The 19,223-nt window shown below is 52.3% G+C and carries 20 protein-coding genes; all 20 read right to left on the bottom strand.

The genetic code is table 11. The annotated features are described in order from the left end of the window. Positions 1 to 18 precede the first annotated feature (18 nt). Complete coding sequence (locus SLIP_RS01970; protein ID WP_013174592.1) at positions 19 to 1,410, bottom strand: TldD/PmbA family protein; 1,392 nt, start codon at positions 1,408 to 1,410, stop codon at positions 19 to 21. A gap of 71 nt (positions 1,411 to 1,481) precedes the next feature. Then, on the bottom strand, positions 1,482 to 2,153 hold the full coding sequence (locus SLIP_RS01965) for a type IV pilus inner membrane component PilO (RefSeq protein ID WP_013174591.1): 672 nt from the start codon (positions 2,151 to 2,153) through the stop codon (positions 1,482 to 1,484). A 2-nt stretch (positions 2,154 to 2,155) separates the two neighbouring features. Further along, positions 2,156 to 2,710: a PilN domain-containing protein gene (locus SLIP_RS01960; protein ID WP_013174590.1), complete on the bottom strand. Its 555-nt coding sequence runs from the start codon at positions 2,708 to 2,710 to the stop codon at positions 2,156 to 2,158. Continuing rightward, positions 2,711 to 3,643, bottom strand: a complete 933-nt coding sequence (pilM, locus tag SLIP_RS01955) for a type IV pilus biogenesis protein PilM (RefSeq protein WP_041432616.1) — start codon at positions 3,641 to 3,643, stop codon at positions 2,711 to 2,713. It abuts the gene before it with no gap. A 4-nt stretch (positions 3,644 to 3,647) separates the two neighbouring features. Next, on the bottom strand, positions 3,648 to 4,724 hold the full coding sequence (locus SLIP_RS01950) for a PilX N-terminal domain-containing pilus assembly protein (protein ID WP_013174588.1): 1,077 nt from the start codon (positions 4,722 to 4,724) through the stop codon (positions 3,648 to 3,650). Further along, complete coding sequence (locus SLIP_RS01945; protein ID WP_041432612.1) at positions 4,714 to 6,345, bottom strand: GspE/PulE family protein; 1,632 nt, start codon at positions 6,343 to 6,345, stop codon at positions 4,714 to 4,716. The genes SLIP_RS01950 and SLIP_RS01945 overlap by 11 nt, the downstream gene beginning before the upstream one ends. Before the next feature lie 331 nt (positions 6,346 to 6,676). Then, a complete protein-coding gene (gene aroB, locus SLIP_RS01940; protein WP_013174586.1) occupies positions 6,677 to 7,777 on the bottom strand; it encodes a 3-dehydroquinate synthase in 1,101 nt (366 codons plus the stop codon). Further along, complete coding sequence (locus SLIP_RS01935) at positions 7,764 to 8,291, bottom strand: shikimate kinase (protein WP_013174585.1); 528 nt, start codon at positions 8,289 to 8,291, stop codon at positions 7,764 to 7,766. The genes aroB and SLIP_RS01935 overlap by 14 nt, the downstream gene beginning before the upstream one ends. Further along, positions 8,270 to 9,460: a chorismate synthase gene (gene aroC / locus SLIP_RS01930; protein ID WP_013174584.1), complete on the bottom strand. Its 1,191-nt coding sequence runs from the start codon at positions 9,458 to 9,460 to the stop codon at positions 8,270 to 8,272. Before aroC ends, SLIP_RS01935 begins: the two co-directional genes overlap by 22 nt. A 13-nt stretch (positions 9,461 to 9,473) precedes the next feature. Next, complete coding sequence (locus tag SLIP_RS01925) at positions 9,474 to 9,983, bottom strand: DUF2179 domain-containing protein (RefSeq protein ID WP_013174583.1); 510 nt, start codon at positions 9,981 to 9,983, stop codon at positions 9,474 to 9,476. 128 nt (positions 9,984 to 10,111) lie between these two features. Continuing rightward, positions 10,112 to 10,588, bottom strand: coding sequence for a pilus assembly FimT family protein (locus SLIP_RS01920; RefSeq protein ID WP_013174582.1), 477 nt, complete (start codon positions 10,586 to 10,588; stop codon positions 10,112 to 10,114). Further along, a complete protein-coding gene (locus tag SLIP_RS01915; RefSeq protein ID WP_013174581.1) occupies positions 10,575 to 11,450 on the bottom strand; it encodes a shikimate dehydrogenase in 876 nt (291 codons plus the stop codon). The genes SLIP_RS01920 and SLIP_RS01915 overlap by 14 nt, the downstream gene beginning before the upstream one ends. 163 nt (positions 11,451 to 11,613) lie before the next feature. Beyond that, positions 11,614 to 12,126 (bottom strand): YqeG family HAD IIIA-type phosphatase, encoded by a 513-nt coding sequence (locus SLIP_RS01910; protein WP_013174580.1) that lies wholly within the window; start codon positions 12,124 to 12,126, stop codon positions 11,614 to 11,616. A 33-nt stretch (positions 12,127 to 12,159) separates the two neighbouring features. Next, positions 12,160 to 12,867 carry an RNA polymerase sporulation sigma factor SigK gene (sigK, locus tag SLIP_RS01905; protein WP_013174579.1) on the bottom strand — a complete coding sequence of 236 codons (708 nt, stop codon included), beginning with the start codon at positions 12,865 to 12,867 and terminating at the stop codon, positions 12,160 to 12,162. Positions 12,868 to 13,088: 221 nt separating this feature from the next. Beyond that, on the bottom strand, positions 13,089 to 14,099 hold the full coding sequence (hypE, locus tag SLIP_RS01900) for a hydrogenase expression/formation protein HypE (RefSeq protein WP_013174578.1): 1,011 nt from the start codon (positions 14,097 to 14,099) through the stop codon (positions 13,089 to 13,091). Positions 14,100 to 14,453: 354 nt separating this feature from the next. Further along, positions 14,454 to 15,530, bottom strand: coding sequence for a hydrogenase formation protein HypD (gene hypD / locus SLIP_RS01895; protein ID WP_013174577.1), 1,077 nt, complete (start codon positions 15,528 to 15,530; stop codon positions 14,454 to 14,456). Further along, positions 15,517 to 15,744, bottom strand: coding sequence for a HypC/HybG/HupF family hydrogenase formation chaperone (locus SLIP_RS01890; RefSeq protein ID WP_013174576.1), 228 nt, complete (start codon positions 15,742 to 15,744; stop codon positions 15,517 to 15,519). The genes hypD and SLIP_RS01890 overlap by 14 nt, the downstream gene beginning before the upstream one ends. Further along, complete coding sequence (gene hypF / locus SLIP_RS01885; RefSeq protein ID WP_041432605.1) at positions 15,744 to 18,014, bottom strand: carbamoyltransferase HypF; 2,271 nt, start codon at positions 18,012 to 18,014, stop codon at positions 15,744 to 15,746. The genes SLIP_RS01890 and hypF overlap by 1 nt, the downstream gene beginning before the upstream one ends. Before the next feature lie 79 nt (positions 18,015 to 18,093). Beyond that, complete coding sequence (locus SLIP_RS01880) at positions 18,094 to 18,549, bottom strand: HyaD/HybD family hydrogenase maturation endopeptidase (RefSeq protein ID WP_013174574.1); 456 nt, start codon at positions 18,547 to 18,549, stop codon at positions 18,094 to 18,096. A gap of 43 nt (positions 18,550 to 18,592) precedes the next feature. After that, positions 18,593 to 19,213, bottom strand: a complete 621-nt coding sequence (gene cybH / locus SLIP_RS01875) for a Ni/Fe-hydrogenase, b-type cytochrome subunit (protein WP_013174573.1) — start codon at positions 19,211 to 19,213, stop codon at positions 18,593 to 18,595. Positions 19,214 to 19,223: the final 10 nt, after the last annotated feature.

Below are 19,223 nucleotides of genomic sequence, written 5' to 3'. Positions count from 1 at the left end.
TTTCTGCCTTAGACCTTTTTATAGAGCTGTTCCTCCAACCGTCAATTCACGGATACGAATGGTAGGTTGGGCATCGGAAACCGGTACCCCCTGCCCATCCTTACCGCACTGCCCGATGGCAAACTCTAGGTCTGATCCAACCATATCGATGTTATTGAGGGCCTCCGGCCCGTTGCCGATAAGCGTGGCCCCGCGAACCGGGTATTTTATCTCTCCGTTTTCGATGATATAACCTTCCTGAACCTCAAAAACAAAATCTCCGTTGGTAGTGTTTACCTGTCCGCCGCCCATTTTGCGGACTAAAAGACCTCGAGAAGTGCTCTTTACTATCGATTCGGGATCATCGCGGCCGGGGGCTATAAATGTGTTGGTCATGCGAGGGATCGGTTTGTATTGATACGACTCCCTGCGCCCGTTGCCGGTCGACTGGCGGTTCTCCTTTCTCGCGGTTAGCCGATCATACATGTATTCGACCAAAACCCCGCGGTCAATCAACACCTTGCGAACGGCTTTTACCCCTTCATCATCAAAGCAAAAACTGCCGTAGTTACCCGGCAAAGTAGCGTCGTCGATAACGCTGACGCATTCTGAAGCCACCTTTTGCCCTAATTTGCCCCGGTATACCGACAACCCTTTCTGCACCAAGTCGGCTTCCAATCCATGTCCACAAGCCTCATGCACCATCGTCCCACCGGCTTCGGAGGACATGACAACCGGCATCCTTCCCGCCGGGCATGGCCGTGCCTCTAGCATCAGAAGAGCACGTTTGGCTGCTTTTCGAGCCACCTCGGTTGCAGACTTTTCCTCAAGTAGTTCCCAGCCCTTGACCGCGCCCAGGGCTTCGTACCCGGTCTGAATCAGCCCGTTTCTCGCCGCCACTACATTGACCACGAAACGCACCCTGGCAGTTTCGTCCTCCACCCAGTCACCTTCAGAGTTGACGATCAGTACATTTCGTTCAATGTCGGCCAAACCGACCGTCACCTGTTTGACGTTGGAACCCAGCTCCCGTGCCGCTTCGTTGGCAGCCAGGACCTGCTCCATCTTGAAATCAAACCCCACTGCTGACGGACGTCGAACAATCGCCAGCCTAAAATCTGGCTTCAATACCTTAAAGTCAAGCGATACATCCGTCTTTTCGCTCGCGTTCTTCACCACGTGGGCTGCTACAGAAGCCGCGCTTATAAGGCTTTGTTCGCTCAGATCATTAGTAAAAGCGTAGGCGGTGTTGCCTTGGCTGATAACCCTAATCCCCGCTCCCTTCTCGCTCCCGCTATGCACGCGCTCGATCTTGTTGTCCTCGCAAAAAACGCTAGTAACCGCCCGGTTCTCAACATACAGTTCCGCAAACTCAACCCCACGGCTCATCACCGCCCGTAAGACCTTTTGCACCAGCTCTCGGTCAATCATGACGCCTCTTTGCTCCTCTCGTCGTATTGTAGACCCGTAGCCACTAATGAATATCTATAATCAGGCGCAGACTAACGCTGATTTAGTTTTTGCAAAGAAGGATCAAAATACACGACTATAGTGCATTCGCACACCATGAGACCATAATTTTCCTTTAGTAGACTTTCATCCGTCTGCTCTCCCTGGTCAGTGCTCCCCGGTGACGGCACCAGTTCCCGTTCAGCCACGCTTGGCGCAAGGTTCAGTCTTCGAGAATTAGCTTCCACTTGCTGGTACAGCCTGATTTTTTCGACCGACAAAAATCGTTTGCCCGTTTCCACACCTTGCAAAAACGACCACAAGTCTTCGTATTTTCCCTCTAGCCGGCATCTCAACGCGTAGCTGGGGAAGGGCTCCTCTTTACCAGAAACATGGGTTACACGTTCCACTTTCGACAGTCGGATGCCGCTAGCCCGTGCCAATTCAGTAAGGTACAGCAGTAACTCGTCCCTCCCTGGCTCATGAGGCACCTGGGCATCGTTCTCCTGGCCAAGTGCTGCTAATTGGGTTCTTGTAGCTTGAAGGCTTGACGGTTTGTCAGACCCGGCCTTTGTCTTTTCTAATTCTTTCTGCAGCCCGGCGTTGCATATCTCAATTTTTGCCGTCTCTTCCCGTAGCGGCTGGTAGAAACAATTATAGAATAAAATCCAAGACACTACTACTATTACCAGTACAGAAAATTCCTTGATCCTACTTATACCCATGCTCAGCGATCGCTCTCCCGAATAGAACTGCTCAGTTGCACCTGGATATGAAAACTCACTCCACCGTCCTCCGTTTCTTCGCACCTCACCAGCTCTGCTTCTTTAAAAAACGATTGTTCAGTAAGTCCTTTTAGAACCTGAGCAACGGCCGCATAGCCTGGCCCCAGTCCCTTCACAGCCACGCTATTTTCGTCGATTGAAAGCTCAGAAAGGCACGTGCCGGCAGGCAGCAGCTTTTCAACCCTAAGCAAAACTTCGGTCATCAATACGCGGCTCTCTTCCAGTTTCCTGATTTTTAAGGCCTTTTCCTTCACCACTTTTTGCGAGGCCGCTATATCGGGCACGACGAGCGAAACGTTTTCTTGGCGCCTAATGCTCTCCAATAAGAGTGCATTGCGCTCCTGGGCCTGCTGCCTGGTCTGGTAAATACTGTACCCCATCGCGATCATGACACCGTAAGCTACCACCACCATCAAAGCCGTCCAAAACCATGTGTTGGTCCATAAACGTGTTTTTAGCGGCGAAGCTAACAAGTTTATGCGCGCATCCGTCTCCACTTAAACCATTGCCTCCCTCCACGCCATCCCCAGAGCGGGCAAGTATGATGGCCCAGGTAGAGCGACTGATTCTGATATTGCCGGAAAACCCGTCAGCGACAATGCATCCGAAATCTGCCAGTAGGGTAACAGTGATTGGAGCTTTTCCCCCATCCCTTCTCTCTCGGCTCCGCCTCCGGTAATCACCACCCGAGTGGGCTCAACCATAACCTTCTGTACCTGAGCGTATTCGAGGGTTCTATGTATTTCCCTAGCTACATCCTCTACCACTGGCTGTCTTTGATACTCGACGTAACCCAGGGCTAAGCTCCTAACCAGTTGTAGCCTTCCATAAGCGAAATAGGCGAACTGAACTCCGCTCGCCCCTAAATCAACCAGCAAGGTCCCCCCGCTATCGCACTGAGAATGCAACAAACGATAGGCAGACAACGGTTGAATCTCAACCACCACCGGGGTGAGACCAGCTTCCTGGAGGGTCTGATTCAAATCCAGCACTATCGATTTTTTCACTCCCACCGCCAGCACTTCTGTTTCCCGGCCGTCTGGAGATCGCCCATACACCGCCACATCCACGACCGCATCTTCCCTCGGCCAAGGAAGGGAATTCTTTATCTGTAAATTTGCCGCCTGCTTCAGCTCTCTGATCCCCAGAGAAGGTAAAACCAAGCATTTGATATAGCAAAACGAAGCGGGTACGGCCGTAACCACCCTGCGGCTCCTAATCCCTTTTTCCTCAAGCAGCCTCCGTATGGCCGCCGCAATCGCGCCCTTGTCCCTGATCAATCCCCGGTCGACTGTTCCGGGGGGAACCGGTCCCCTACCCCAAGCCTCTATGACGCACCTTCCCCCCGCTCTCTTCAACTGCACTACTTTTATACTTTCGCTCCCCAGGTCAAGCCCCACCCCGCTCGACCGACCCCTCAACCATTTCATTACCCTATACAGCGACCTCCTGGTACGATACCATGCTTCCGAGTACAGTGTCTTTTAAGACTTCGTTAGCCAACAAAACGCTTCTTTCCTCCCTGATAACAAACTCACCGTTGGTGTTGACCGTTACTTCATCGGCCGCGATCACGCCGTCAAAGGTCAGCGGTCCCTCTGCGGTTCCCACGTCAAAAGCTATCTTTGTGTTTGAATGGAGATAACCGCTAGGGATCAAAACCGCGTCTTGGTTAGCCGAGATTGACAAATCTCGGGCACAGATGATACTCAAACCGAAAGTGCTGTTCCCTTCTTCCTGTGCTGGGCAAACAGTAACCGATCCGGTCGAAACCAATAAACTACCTTCAGGACACGCCCTTATACTGTTGTCCAGGATCACGTCACCGTTAACTAGAACGTTGCTGCAAAATGCAAAATCATCCGCTGTCAATACCTTGGGCCCAGAATAAACCTGCCACTCGTCAGGGCACATCTGAGCTAGTTGCTTGAAAGTGTTTATGTCGATGTGCAAAACCGCGAATCCCGTGTATCTGTTTCCTACCTGCTGGTACATTCCTTCCGCCTGTTGAACGGCGGCATTTCCCTGCACGGTACAAAGACCGCTTCCGGATACAGCAACCCGTTTGGCTGAGAGCCCCACATAAGGGCTAATACCGAATTCCGCAGTCATAGTTTTTTTGGCCCCGTTATTCAGGACAGCCTGGGAGCGTGCTTCTATCATACCGTTTCCGTTAGGAGCGGTAATTACAACCGAAACCGTACCTTGGCCTAATTGCATGCCAAAACTGTGCTCGGTCAATATGGCTGAAACGTCGCGGGCCAACCCAGCTCGTGCTCTCTCTATCCCACTATCAGCCAACATTAAAGCCTGTTGCGAGGCCAAGTGATAGCTAGCCATCATTTTTTCACAAAACACGATGTTGGTAACCGCGCTTCCCAGAACCAGAAGGACTAAAACCAGGACCAGTGTAACCACAAGAACTGCCCCTTGGTCTCGCGAAAACCTGCACCCGGTCTTACCGCGACCCGACCTGCATCCCAACGCGGTTTTCCTGTGTTCAATTTCCAAGGTAAACCACCCTCATGACCTCATCCAAGCTGGTCAACCCTTCTCGCGCCTTCCTTATACCATCTTCCAGCAGGGTTGTCATTCCTTGTTCCCGGGCAGCAGTCTCCATCTCCTCCTCTGTAAACGAATCACTCATAACCATACCCCGCAAGTCGTGGTTTAAGACCAGCACCTCCTGCACTGCCACCCTACCTTGATAACCGGTCATGCGGCAAGAGTGACAACCGCGTCCCCGACGAAACCGCTTTCCTGTCAATTCCGGCATGCCGATCCTGACCGCAGTAAACTCATCCAAGAGGTATTCTTCGGCACACAGAGAACAAATCATCCGCACCAGCCTCTGGGCCACAACCCCTCTCAAGGAAGAACAAATGAGGTATGGCTCTATTCCCATGTCCAACAATCTCGTTATGCTGCCTACGGCGGTGTTGGTATGGAGGGTTGACAGTACCAGGTGACCGGTCATTGCCGCCTGAACCGCGAGGTGCGCAGTTTCGGTGTCCCTTATTTCCCCCACCATGATGATGTCCGGGTCCTGACGAAACACCGCCCTGAGACCATCGGAAAAAGTTAGCCCGATCCGCGGGTTCATCTGAATTTGGGTAATTCCCGCCAAAGAGTACTCGACCGGGTCCTCAAGGGTTATTATGCAGCGGTCTGGAGAGTTGAGGAAACGAAGCATCGTATAGAGCGTAGTGGTCTTTCCGCTCCCGGTCGGTCCGGTAACCAGCAAGATGCCGTGGGGACAAGCGAGTAGAGACATGAAACGTTCAAAGTTCGAGCTTTCTAACCTCAGCCCTTCAATATCGAGTATTCCGCGGGTCTGGTCTAAAACCCGCAATACCACTTGTTCACCGTATACGGTTGGAATAACAGCCACCCGAAGGTCAATACTGTGCCTCTCGATTTCTAACTTGATCCGTCCATCCTGGGGCAAGCGCTTTTCCGAAATGTCTAGATTGGCCATAACCTTGATGCGGGAGACCAAGCCCGGGCCCATGCTAACGGGCAAGTGTAAAACGTCGAAGAGCGAACCGTCTACTCTAAACCTTATCCTTATCGCTTCAACCTCAGGCTGAATATGAATGTCACTGGCCCGACACTGAAAGGCTTGAACAAAAAGCGAATCGAGAACCCGTACGACTGAAGTCTCATCCAAACGCGCTTCTTCTCGCCTCATCCTGCTGGAACTGGAGAACACGCACTGTCCTGCCGCCCAGGTCAAATCGCTCTGCCTAACTACCACTGGAACTACTTCCAAGCCCGTAGCATTCTGGACCTCTTCTATAGCCTTTTCATCCAGGGGATCTACCATGGCTAGAGTCAAATGTTGACCTTGGCGCGTTAAAGGAAGGATTTGATAATGCCAAATCAGGTAGGAGGGCAACATCCCCATCGCTTCAGCCTCTACCATGCGGGGATCTAAACGGGTGGTAGGAATGCCCAATGTCGCGGTTAAAGTATCCACAATTTCCTGTTCCGTAACATAACCTTTTCTTATCAGGATTGTTGACAAGGGTTCGCCGGTCTTGTTCTGTTCCTTCAAACTGGAAACGAGCTGACTGGCCGTGATCATTCCCGCTTCCCTTAGTACGTCACCCAAAGTTCTGCGGACCTGCATGACACCTTTCTCCTCACAGTCTAGGAATATTATACCAGTCCCGCAGCCGATTTGTAACCACAGATTTACACAGATTTTCACTGATAAACACTGATATTCGTTGATATATAACCACAGATTCACACAGATTCTGACTGATGGACACGGATGCTCCAGGCGTTTTACTCCTAGATCGGTGCTGTTCGCGTCCCAAGTACGCCCAACCATAAATACCCTGGTGCCAATTAACCAAGCTCAGTCACGTATCTGGATACGAAATCGCACCTTATTCTGCGATCGCAGGCGTGCTCAGAAGATTAATTCTTAAAAAATCAGTGGAAATCGGTGACAATCAGTGTGCATCTGTGGCTTGACTTTGATTACAGAGCACCTTCAGTATAAGTTCGTCGTCTATGTCATCCCTTACTACTGCACGACCGATTCCGCAGGGCAAGACCAACCGCAGTTTTCCGCCCCGGGTTTTCTTGTCACGGTACATGGCGTTCAAAATCGAACGGGAATCGAGTTGGGGTAACTTCACCGGCAGCCCCAACTCCACCAGCATACCGGTAACCCTTTCAACCTCTCCTGCCCCCATCAGCCCCAGATCTCGGGCAAGAGAACAAGCCAGTATCATGCCGATGGAAACCGCCTCGCCGTGCCGGTATGCACTGTATCCCGTCAAAGTCTCAACCGCATGGCCGAAAGTATGACCTAAGTTAAGGACGGCCCTTAGCCCCCGTTCGGTCTCGTCCTCCTCTACCACCATGGCCTTCAGTTCACAGCAGCGCTTGACTATGGATTCCATAACCTGTTCGTCTCGGTCTTTGATATCAGAAAGACGGTTTTCCAAAAAAACAAAGAAACTTTCATCGAGTATGATCCCGTATTTAACCACTTCAGCCATCCCCGCCGCAAACTCCCGCTCGGACAGAGAAGCAAGGGTATGCACATCCACGATGACCGTTCTCGGCTGGTGGAAGGCGCCGATCATGTTTTTGCCGGCCTGGTGGTTGACTGCCACTTTACCCCCGACGCTGCTATCGACCTGAGCCAACAAAGTAGTGGGTATCTGGACAAAATCTATGCCTCTTTGGTACACCGCAGCCACGAAACCGGCCAGATCTCCTACTACCCCGCCACCCAGTGCCACCAACAGGCTTTCCCGGTCAATTCCCCGGCGGATGGCTTCGCCGATTACTTCTTCGGCTTGACCCATAGTCTTGTATTCCTCTCCGTCCGGGATCAGTGTTGCTACCACCTTCAGCCCCGAGTCTTCGCAGCTTTTTATTACGGCCGCTCCATAAAGTGAAAAAACGGTCGGGTTGCTGACCAAGAACAGGTTCTCGCTTCGAGCTCCCTCTTTTATGATCTGCCCGCTTTGCTCTAACAGGTTTGCCCCGATGTGGATGTCATAGCTTCTCGCTCCTAAGTTAACACTAACCTTTGCCATAACAAAACTCCTTCAGATTCAGGATTATCTTATGAACTAGTTCTTCGATGCCGTGGGTACTGGTGTCCACCGTAATGTGAGCACACTGATAATATTTCTCCCTCTCTGCCATCATCGCCCGCAAACGCTCCAAGGTCAGTTCACGATCGATGAGGGGACGGTGATGCCGTTTTCTCATCACCCTCCTGAACACGTCTTCGGGACTTGCTTTTAAGCCTATGATCACCCCGTTCTCTCCCAACACCTTCATGTTCTCCGGATCTAAAGGCATGCCCCCGCCGCAGGATATGATGAGGCCTTCTCTTTGGGCAAGTTTGTGAGCCAGCAGTTTCTCTTCGGAACGAAAACGTTTTTCTCCGTGTTTTCTGAAAATCTCGGCCACTGTCATACCTGTAATCTTTTCGATTTCGCGATCCGTATCGACGAAAATCATTCCCAGCTTGCGGGCTAGGCGTTGCCCGATGGTCGACTTGCCGGTTCCCATGAACCCGATTAAAACGATGTTCTTTCCCATTTCCAAACCCTTCTCAAGTATTCAAGATAACGCTTGTAGCTGGTCTTGATTTCTTGCATGGTATCACCGCCGAACTTCTCCAAGAGAACCCCAGCTATGACCCATGCTGCTACCGCCTCCCCGATAACCGCAGCTGCCGGAACCGCACAGATATCGGACCTCTCCACCTGCGCTTGTTCCTCCTGCCAGGTACGTATGTTGACGCTAGTCAAAGGATTGTACAGAGTCGGTATGGGTTTCATATAACACCGGACCCAAACCGTTTCCCCGTTGCTTACCCCGCCCTCAATGCCCCCTGCTCGATTGGTAGAACGTCTAATACCTCCTTCAGCTTCATAGTAGATCTGATCGTGAACTTGGGAACCAAACCTCCCGGCAGCCGCCACCCCATCTCCTACCTCAACCGCCTTAACTGCCGGGATACTCATTAGTCCTCCTGCTAAGCGGCTGTCCAACCTCCGGTCCCACTGGGTATAACTGCCCAAGCCCGGCGGAATATTCAGCGCCCCTATCTCGAAACAGCCTCCGAGTGACTCTCCCCGGACACGGGCCGTGTCTATCTCGGCCATCATGGCCGCTGCCGCTTCCTCATCATAACAGTGAACGGGGGAAGCATCGATTTTCTCCATCAATTGCGGCAAGCTCTCGTGGTCGACCGGCATCGATTCTGCCCTCACCTGACCGATGGCCACTACCTGGCTGTAGATCATGATGTTCAGCTCTTCCAAAAGCCGGCGACAAACAGCCCCAACTGCCACCCGCATGGCCGTCTCCCTGGCGCTGGCCCTTTCTAGTACATTCCGCAAGTCCTCATGGCCGTATTTCATCCCACCGGCCAGGTCCGCGTGCCCGGGGCGAGGCCTGAATACTTGCCTTTCTCCGGTCCCCGGTCCGGAAGCTGACATGATCTGCTGCCAATTAGAATAATCCCGGTTTTCAACAATCAAAAAAACGGGGCTTCCCAGCGTCTTGCCATGCCTAACCCCAGAAAGAATCTTCACTGTATCGGTCTCGATAGCCATCCGTTTGCCCCGCCCGTGCCCTTTTTGCCGGCGGGATAACTGGCGGTTAATATAATCTTCGTTTATTTCCAGACCGGCAGGAAGCCCATCTATTATGCCCCCCAAAGCCGGTCCATGAGATTCTCCCGCAGTTAAAAACCTTAGCATGACCGCTGCCTCCCTACTTCTTTATGTATCCACCTCGAAAATACTTGGGCTCCATGAAAACTATAAACGCGTTCGGGTCTACCTCTTCTATTTTCTCTGACACCTGTTGGGCAAGATTTCGTTTCACAAAAATGTTAATAACCAGTTTGGGGCCCTCACGACCGCTTCCTTCCCATGTCGTGACTCCAAACCCCTGGTCTCGCAGGTATTCAACCAACCTATCATTGTTGTAATCGGTTATAACCTGTAGCCCCCTGTAGCCGAGCGCCAGTCTTTCCTCTATGACAATACCCACTAAAACGCCGCTGGCAAAACCTAAACAGTAGGCAATAAGCCGGGGAGGTTCATGCAGGCTGTTAATCACCTTGCCCAAAGCCACTACATATACCATTATTTCGAAAAACCCGATACCAGCTGCCAGGTACCGTTCTCCGCGAATAGTAAGGATCATGCGCACCGTTCCCAAAGAAACGTCGATGATCCGAGCAAAAAATATGAACATCAGATCAAATACCAAGGACACCCCCAGCACCGCCTTTATTTAGCAAGATTAGACGCTGATTAACGCAGATTACTATACATAACAATATAGATAAAAACTTCCCATTTCTCTCATCGCAATAACCGAGACAACTCCAACCACCCACTAACTCACTCCACCGGAGGCGTAGAAGACAGCCGAACCCGGCCCACCACGGGATTGACCACCACGTACAAGCGCTGACCACGGCGGTTCTCCAAAGCCACCGTACCCCCTGCTGTAGGAACTCCCAAGGGACTGAACTGGCACATAATCCAACCCCGAGGGTCCTTGGGAAAACTGACATAGAGAAATCTGACCCCTGAACTCAACATGTAGGTCTTGGTAGTAGGCTGGTAGACCCGGTAATACTGGTAGTCGGGGTAAAAGCGAACCTGGTTCGATTGCATGGTTGCCACTGCCCGGTGACGGGCCAACCGCAGCTGTCTGGATATTTCGATTGCATCTTTTCTTAGTTTTATGTAATCCGAAAGGACGCTAAACTTGGGAACGGCTATCAGTACCAGAACCCCGATAATTGCCAGAACGACCCCAAGTTCCAGTAAAGTAAAACCCCTGACCGTTGTCCTTATCCTACCCCTCTGCATTACCCTCGGTGAGTAAATGGATGACCACCTCGCGCATTACTTCCAAAGGAGCCGCAACGCCGGTTAGCAGCTGGAAAGCCAAAGCGCCTTGATGAACAAACATGCCTACCCCGTTTACAGTCTTAAGCCCCCGCATAGACGCCTCCATCAGCAACCGGGTCTGAATCGGATTATACACGATGTCGCACACAACCAATCCCGGATGGAACCACTCGGGGTCTAGAGGCGGCATTTCTCGGATCCAAGGGTACATCCCGATAGAGGTGGTATTGATCAACAGATCGGCCTCCTCAATCGCCTCTTGGAGGCAAGCCCTTTCCCAGCCGACTGCCTTAACGGGAACGTCACCGATGCCCTCTAACTCCCCGGCCAGAGCCTCGGCCCGGTCTACGCTCCGATTTATCAACACCAGCGACTCGACTTCAGCTTGAACCAGGTGGTAAGTAATAGCCCTAGCTGCACCCCCGGCTCCTAAAACCACCACCCTCTGTCCACCCGGCAACACCCCTTGCTCCTGTAATGAAGCCATAAAGCCGGCTCCATCGGTGTTGTACCCGACCAGCTTCCCTCCACAGTTTTTGACAACATTAGCGGCCCCACACCACCGCGCTTCTTCTGATAAATCATCGAGGTACCCGATGACAGCTTCTTTGAAGGGGATGGTGACGTTGACTCCATCGATCCCGAGGGCCCGTATGCCATCGACCGCCTCTTTCAGAGCATGGTTGTCCACCACGAAAGGCACATAAACGTAGTTCAGCCTGAGGTGCTCGAGAGCCCGGTTATGCATCTGCGGAGAAAGCGAGTGACCGAGAGGATTTCCGATTATCCCTAGCACCCTTGTGTCAGCCTTAACCTGCATTATAAACGTTCCACCTCTTAATAGACTACCATCAATCCGTCATGCTTCAACACCGAAAAAACCAGTAAACCACCACACCCAGGCCGCTTAGTGCCGGATGGAACCACGGAGTCTCGATTCGCCTGTCAACGTATCGACTCTCAGCAGTCGCGGCATTGCATGGTTAGAGAGTACGGCTTTCTATTTTCATCTTTGGTCTCCTTACTAACCTTTCCAAGTTTCTTAGGAAAATCCTCGTACCGAAGAACTCCCGCGGGTTGAGGGGAGACACTAGTATGGTTAGCATCCCCATCAAGTTTCCTCCCAAGACATCTGTAAACACCTGATCCCCCACTACTGAAGTCTCCTCAGGTAGAGAACCTACTTGCTCCAGAGCCCTCCGAAAAGCCCGCCGCAGAGGCTTCCCGGCACGGCAAACGTACGGAATGTCCAAAATATGAGCTACAGCCTTCACCCTGCTTTCCTTATTGTTAGAGACTATACAAGCCTTGCCACCCGTTTCCTTAAGCTTATCCACCCAGGCTATAATCTCTGGCCTTACCTCGTTGCTGTTCCATTCCGTCATGGTGTTGTCAAGATCCAAAATAAACGAGGTTATACGGTTCTGTCGCAGCTCTTCCACCGGAATGTCTAAAACCGAATTTACACACATATCTGGGTGCAATATCTTAAACACCGGCTCCTCCCTCTATTATTTAAGAGTTGAGAACTAAACTGAAAGAACATCCAGGTTAATTTCCCGTATGAGCTTTTTTAAGGCTCGTTTTTCTATACGCGAAACATAGGAGCGAGAAATTCCTAGTTTTCTGGCTATTTCACGTTGGGTAGCTTTGAGGCCTGAAAACAACCCGTAGCGCATTTCGATAACCTGGCGCTCCCGCTTGCTCAAGGCCCCCAATTTCTGCCTTATCTTTTCTTCCTGTAGCCTGGTTTCTACAACATCGACTATCTCGTTGTCCGTAGTCAAGATATCCAGGAATGTAATCTCGTTCCCTTCCTTATCATATCCTATAGGCTCATAAATAGAAACTTCCTGCTTAACTTTCCTGCTATTACGAAACCACATCAGCACCTCGTTTTCAATACAACGGGCTGCATAAGTAGCGAGCCGGGTCCCCCTCGCATAGTCGAAAGTGTTGATGGCTTTGATAAGACCGATGGTTCCAATAGAGATGAGGTCTTCCGTGTCCTCCCCTGTGCCCTCGAACTTCTTGATCACGTGGGCTACGAGGCGCAAATTGTGCTCTATGAGGATGTGCTTTGCCTCCTCATCTCCTTCCCTGGTCTTTTCTAAATAAATCCTTTCCTCTTCCTCGCTTAGCGGGTGGGGAAAAACCAGGTTATTGAGATAAGAAAAGAGCATCAACATGCCCTTCGTTAAAGAAAATATAGCCAGAGCCCACCCCAGGATGGTCATTATCCCACCTCCAAAATTTTCGGGCTATACATCCTATGGGGCTCTGGTCGAAAACGTGCTTGTCTTAGAGAGGGAATATTTTGGAAAAATTAAATAACAAACCCCGCGATATTCGGCCAGGTTACCGCTAGAAGGCCCAAGTGCTTGCGAATTTCGCGGAGACTCGATGCAGATTAATACACTATTAGGATTTACTTTATCTAATTGGAACCTGCATCAGGCTAGCAGATCCGTGGGAGTTGGTCGCTTTCCAACATATTCAATATACGGTGAGCTCCGAGCTCAGTTTCCAATAAAACCAGTCCCGGCACCTCATCCTTCACATACCCGATAACTGCGCTATCCCTGCTTTCGGGGAGCTGGCGCAGGTCTTCCACTATAGCCTGCGCCGCGTCTTTGGCAACCACCACAACCATTTTTCCCTCGTTGGCTAGGTAGAGCGCGTCCAGCCCTAACATTTCACATGCTCCCTGCACAACCGGATCGAGCGGAATATCCTCTTCTCTGACAATGAACCCCGTCCCTGACTGCTGAGCCAACTCATTTAAAACCGTGGCTACCCCTCCCCGAGTGGGATCGCGCATGCACCTCACCTCTTGGCCATACCGGGCCAGCAATTCACCCACGCGGTGCAGTGGCTGGCAATCGCTGGTTACCGGGGTGGAAAAACTCAAGCCCTCCCGCTGAGCGAGCACAGCTAAACCGTGTTCTCCTACCTTCCCCGTAACGATAACCGCATCACCGGGCTTAATACGATCCGGCCGGTAATCCACTTCGGTTCTTATTATTCCTATCCCGGTCGTGTTGATGAAAATACCATCTGCCTTCCCTTTCTCCACTACTTTGGTATCGCCCGTCACCAACTGTACCCCTGCCTCAAGAGCAGCTTTGCTCATGGAAGCAGCTATTTTCTCCAACTCCTCCACCCCGAATCCTTCTTCAATGATTAATCCCGCGGACACGTACAATGGCCGCGCCCCGCACGCAACCAGATCGTTAACCGTTCCGTAAACCGACAGTTTTCCGATGTCTCCCCCCGGAAAGAACAGAGGGGTTATTACGAAGGAGTCCGTGGTCATGGCTATGCGTTGACTACCGACCTCCAAAATCGCCCCATCCAGCATCTGGTCGAGATACGGGTTAGCCCACGTCTTCTTAAACACGCTGTTAACGAGTTCTTGGGTCATCCTTCCCCCGCTTCCGTGTCCTAGCAAAATCTTTCGCGTTCTCATCTTCCAGCTACTTCACCTCTTCTTTGACGCAGACCTTTATGACTCTTATCCGAGTCACCACTAGAGAACGAAAATGCGACTGTGGAGGAGTGTTAGCCGGGCGAAGCGACGTATGACGAGCCGTTGCAACACACGGCGAAACTGAGGGCTGCGAAGCGGAGCGAGAAACAGGAGGTTTCGAGCAGCGAGGGACTGAGTGCATGGATGCCGAATCCCGAGCGGTCCGCTTCGCACCGAAGAGAGCCGATGTGTTGCAGGCGAGGAGTCTTGGAGCGAGCTGGCTAACACTCCTCCCTCCAATCGATTTTTGACGCAGATTAACGCAGATTTATGAAATCGGCGTTAATCTGCGTCTTACAATCTGTGGCTGCGGCCGTAGCGATAATACGCGGCACAAGCCCCTTCCTGTGAAACCATGCAAGGTCCCACCGGCTTGACTGGGGTGCAGGCCTGGCCGAACAACGGACACTCATAGGGCGTGATCACACCGCGTAATACATCCCCGCACCTGCATCCTTTAATGATCCGCTCTTTTCCCTCAGGAATGTCGAATCTGCGCTGCGCATCCCATGCCCCGTATTCTTCCCTGATCGCAAGACCGCTGGCCGGTATGATCCCTAAGCCCCGCCAGCTAGCATCCGTTGCAGTGAACACGCGTTCGATGGCCGCCTGGGCTAGCGGGTTACCCTCCGGCCGCACGATTCGCCGGTACTGTATCTCGATCTCCGCTACCCCCTGGTTTAACTGGCGCAAAAGCAGCCATATACCCTCCAGGATATCCAAGGTTTCGAATCCGGTTATCACGCAAGGCTTGTGGTAACGGGAGACGACCGGCTCGTACGGCTTTACTCCGGTTACGGCCGAAACGTGTCCTGGACAGATGAGCCCGTCGACTTTAACCGACTCGTCGGAAAAAACCGCGTCCAAGGCTGGCCCCACCAGCTTGTGCAGCGACCAAACAGAAAAGTTGGCCAAACCAGACGCAGCCGCCTGCTCGATGGTCAGGGCTACGGCCGGAGCTGTGGTTTCAAAACCTATGCCCAGAAACACCGTTTCCCGTTCCGGGTTCTGGCGGGCGATCTCCAGGGCGTCCGAGGGAGAGTACACCACCCGCACGTCTGCCCCTCGTGCCTTCTCCTCCTGCAAGGAACTTTCCGACCCCGGAACCCTCATCATATCACCGAAAGTGACCAGTATGACCCCTGGTCGTCGCGCCAGTTCGATAACAGCATCGATGTCAGATTGGGCGGTGACACACACCGGACAGCCCGGACCTGAAAGCAGCTTCAGGTTAGGAGGGACCAGGCTTCTCAGCCCACTTCTGGCAATGGCCACGGTATGAGTACCACACACCTCCATCAATGAGACTTCACGTTTCTCTCTTTTTATGTCTGCTAACAAACGTTCAGCGTATTCCTTAGAGTTGCGCATATTGCCGAAGCTCCTCCAGTAGGCCCAGGGTTTCCTTAGCCCAGGCTTCGTCTACTATCTGCATGGCAAACCCCGCGTGAATAAGCACATACTGACCCACCTTCACCTCGGGGGTAAGCCTGATGCTGATTTCCAGCGAGTTCCCGCTCACATCGACCCTCGCCCTATCGTTCTCCAGTATTTCTTCTACCCTTCCTGGAACGCCTAAACACACTATCGTTTCACCTCGCTCGCAACGTAGGCCTGCCCCAGGGATATGCCCCCATCCCCGGGTGGAACCTGGGTATGTTGGTAAACTTGGAAACCTTGCTCCCTCAACTGCTCCGACACCTTTTCCAATAATATCTGATTGTGAAAAACCCCGCCGCTCAACACTACCTGCTCCAGGCCGATATCATCTCTCATCCTATTCAAAGCATCGGTCATCGCAGCAACCAAGGTCAAGTGGAATTTCATGGCCATCTCCCTGGAATCTTTCCCGTTCTCCCGGTCTTTCATCATTTCTGCCCACATTGGAAGAACATCTAGCTGCCAAACCCCGTCCTGCCTCTCAAGAAAATACGGATAACACCCTGTTGCTTTGGTATCGGCAACAGCTTCCAATTCCACCGCAGCCTGTCCTTCGTACCGGTTTACGTAGCAAACCCCCAGAAAAGCCGAAACCGCATCGAATAGACGCCCGCAAGACGAGGTCCTCATGACATTACCTCTTTTTCGCACCTGATGACCCAAAATCTCTATCTCTTCCTCTGTCACGGCAGGCAAGTACCGTCTCGCCATCTCGCAGCCCTGGTCGCCCAAAGCCTCCAGCAGGTAAACCAGAGCCATCCGGTACGGTCGTTTACTCGTCGCATCCCCGCCAGGCAAAGGAACGTAGCGCAAGTGGCCGAGGCGGGTGAAAGAACGGCGGTCTCCTTTCAGAAATTCGAAACCCCAAATGGCACCATCAGTCCCCCAGCCGGTTCCGTCACAAACCAAGCCCAAGGCCTCACCTTCCAGGCCGTTCTCAGCCATGCAGGAGGCCAGATGCGCGTAGTGGTGCTGTATGGCAACCCTTTCAACCCCCTCCTGTTTCAGAGCCCAAATCGTGGTCTGGTAATCGGGATGCATATCATGGGCGATAACCTCCGGTTCAACCGCCAGCATTCTTTTAAAGCGCGGTATGCCCTCAACAAACTTAACCCAGTTGGAATAATTATTCAAGTCCCCCCAGTGCTGGCTCAAAAACGCCTCGTCCCCTCTGGTCATGCAGAACGTATTCTTCAGTTCACCACCGAGCGCCAACACCGGACGGGTTTCACCCGGCAGTTTTATTCCCCGCGGTACAAAGCCGCGGGCCCGGCGCACGAACTGGGGAGTCCCTATGGGCGTAACCCTCATCACCGAATCGTCGCAAGGGTTATAGATCTCCCGGTCGTGCACGATAAAATAGTCGGCTACCCCCCGCAGCTTGAACAGGGCCTCGCTATTATCGATAATCAAGGGTTCGTCTGTGATGTTCGCGCTGGTCATTATCAAAAGGTCCAACTCGCCGTCGAACAGCAGGTAGTGAAGGGGGGTATACGGCAGCATAACCCCTATGGTGTCTATGCCGGGATGAATCAGCTCGTCAGGCAAAAGCCCGTCCCAGTTCCTCTCCAGTATGACAATGGGAGCCGCAGGCGAAGTTAACCACTGCTCTTCGACTGGGTTTATGTGGCAGTACCGGCGGGCCGCTTCAATGTCCCTGGCCATCACCGCGAAAGGTTTGGCCTCTCGCTTCTTGCGGTGCCTTAGGCTCCTAACCGCATCGCGATTCTTAGCATCGGCGGCCAGGTGGAACCCTCCCAGCCCCTTTACCGCCACTATATACCCCCTCTTTAAGAGTTCAATCGGTTCCTCGTCGACCTCCTGGCCATCGGCATCCCAAACCCAGAGCTTGGGCCCGCACACCGGACAAGCGTTAGGCTGGGCATGAAAACGCCGGTGTCTCGGGTCTTCGTATTCCCGGCGGCAGTCTTCGCACATGGGAAACGGAGCCATCGTAGTTTTATCCCGGTCGTAAGGCACGTCTTTGATGATAGTGAAACGAGGGCCGCAGTTAGTACAGTTCGTAAAAGGGTATCGGTACCTACGGTCTTCGGGGTCCGTTACTTCCCTCTTGCAGTCCGGGCAGACAGCAATGTCGGGCGATATCATGACCGCTTTCTCCGATTCATTTTGACTATGCCTGATGGTAAAGCTGGCAAAGCCTTGCGCATCTATCTCCTCGACCTCGCAGGTCTTGATAACCGCCAAAGGCGGTGGTTCTGCGACCAGTCTGCGTGCAAAATCACGAAGAGACTCGGAACGCCCTTCCGCCTCGATCAATACCCCGTTAGAAGAATTTAGGACCCACCCTGTTATGCCGTTTTCACAGGCCAGACGGTACACGTGGGGCCGAAACCCGACCCCTTGAACTATCCCTGTGATACGAATTCGAAAACCCTTTACTTCCTCCTGCATACCTTTCCCCGCTCGCTTTAGTCGGCTCGGCTGCCGTTGATAAACGAAGCCCTGGCACAACGCCAGAGCCTCAACCCCGCTATATTCTTTCGATTTCCTGCCGGACCAATTCCAATACCCTGGGTATCCGGTGCTCGAGCTCAGGGGAGAGTTCAGTTCCCCAGTCGATGGTTTTGGGCTCGATACCGATAACCGTTATCTCCGGGGAACAGCCCATCATCCTAGCCATTTCGACTGCTTCGTGAAACTGCAACTGGTGTGAAGACAGCAGTTCCCCCTCTCTCCTCAGTTGCAGCTTTTCGAAGGGAACCCGGTAGATGGTCCCGGGCTCCCCTCCCCCTTGCATGGCATCAATCACGATCAGCCTCTCGGACTCGTACAAGCAATCGATCAAATCGTAGCTGTTAGTTCCTACATCGACTGCTTCTACACCTGGCGGAAGCGCGCTTTCCTTTAATCGACTGACGACATGGACCCCTACCCCTTCGTCTCCGAGCAGCAGGTTGCCGATCCCTACCACCAGGATCCTCTTCAATTCCCGGCCTCCTTTACGCCTACTAGCAGTTCGGATTCATATCTCATTTACCGGCGTGTTCCGTCTCGGCGTGGTGAAACCCTTTCGGCATCTTGCCAGTAAACATCGACATGAGCACCGGTATTCCTTCAGAAACATCCAGGTACACGTGCACTACCACCGACAGGGCAAACAACCAGGTCACTATATAGTGAATAACCCTAACCGCCACCAGGCCACCCAAAAAAGCTCCCAAGGATGGGAACAAATCGGGTTTATAGAGGACAAAACCAGTGATAATCTGGATTAGGGCCATGAACAACCATCCGGAATACATCATCTTCTGCCCCGGGTTGTACTTGCCGTAGTCAGGGTGGCTGTCGGACATGAAAAGGTAGTACTTCAACATGCTGGGTAAGTTCTTGATATCGGGTATCGGGTTGAAAAGAATGTTCTTCCAATCACCTGTTACTATGGCATAGTATACCCGGCCTATCACCCCGACACACAGTACGTAAGCCATGGCAAAATGCAGCATCCGGGCGTGATCCATGCTGCTGAAAATTCGGAAATGTAGAGGAGCATGGATGTAGTACCCCGTAAGCATCAGAAGAGTAATGGATATCATGTTCATCCAGTGAAAAACCCGGATCCAGATGGGATGCCTGAGCTCCATTTCTTTCATCTCATCATCC

This window comes from Syntrophothermus lipocalidus DSM 12680 (genome assembly GCF_000092405.1).
In the GTDB taxonomy this organism is placed as follows: Bacteria; Bacillota; Syntrophomonadia; order Syntrophomonadales; family Syntrophothermaceae; genus Syntrophothermus; species Syntrophothermus lipocalidus.
Note: the sequence above shows the minus strand (reverse complement) of the source record. Positions and strands in the feature narration are given on the sequence as shown.

Excerpts from the sequence above, each read along its gene's own strand:
- SLIP_RS01970 (WP_013174592.1), bottom strand. The coding sequence starts at position 1,410 with ATGATTGACCGAGAGCTGGTGCAAAAGGTCTTACGGGCGGTGATGAGC.
- SLIP_RS01965 (WP_013174591.1), bottom strand. The coding sequence starts at position 2,153 with ATGGGTATAAGTAGGATCAAGGAATTTTCTGTACTGGTAATAGTAGTA.
- pilM (WP_041432616.1), bottom strand. The coding sequence starts at position 3,643 with ATGAAATGGTTGAGGGGTCGGTCGAGCGGGGTGGGGCTTGACCTGGGG.
- SLIP_RS01945 (WP_041432612.1), bottom strand. The coding sequence starts at position 6,345 with ATGCAGGTCCGCAGAACTTTGGGTGACGTACTAAGGGAAGCGGGAATG.
- aroB (WP_013174586.1), bottom strand. The coding sequence starts at position 7,777 with ATGGCAAAGGTTAGTGTTAACTTAGGAGCGAGAAGCTATGACATCCAC.
- SLIP_RS01935 (WP_013174585.1), bottom strand. The coding sequence starts at position 8,291 with ATGGGAAAGAACATCGTTTTAATCGGGTTCATGGGAACCGGCAAGTCG.
- aroC (WP_013174584.1), bottom strand. The coding sequence starts at position 9,460 with ATGCTAAGGTTTTTAACTGCGGGAGAATCTCATGGACCGGCTTTGGGG.
- SLIP_RS01920 (WP_013174582.1), bottom strand. The coding sequence starts at position 10,588 with ATGCAGAGGGGTAGGATAAGGACAACGGTCAGGGGTTTTACTTTACTG.
- SLIP_RS01915 (WP_013174581.1), bottom strand. The coding sequence starts at position 11,450 with ATGCAGGTTAAGGCTGACACAAGGGTGCTAGGGATAATCGGAAATCCT.
- sigK (WP_013174579.1), bottom strand. The coding sequence starts at position 12,867 with ATGACCATCCTGGGGTGGGCTCTGGCTATATTTTCTTTAACGAAGGGC.
- hypE (WP_013174578.1), bottom strand. The coding sequence starts at position 14,099 with ATGAGAACGCGAAAGATTTTGCTAGGACACGGAAGCGGGGGAAGGATG.
- hypD (WP_013174577.1), bottom strand. The coding sequence starts at position 15,530 with ATGCGCAACTCTAAGGAATACGCTGAACGTTTGTTAGCAGACATAAAA.
- hypF (WP_041432605.1), bottom strand. The coding sequence starts at position 18,014 with ATGCAGGAGGAAGTAAAGGGTTTTCGAATTCGTATCACAGGGATAGTT.
- cybH (WP_013174573.1), bottom strand. The coding sequence starts at position 19,213 with ATGAAAGAAATGGAGCTCAGGCATCCCATCTGGATCCGGGTTTTTCAC.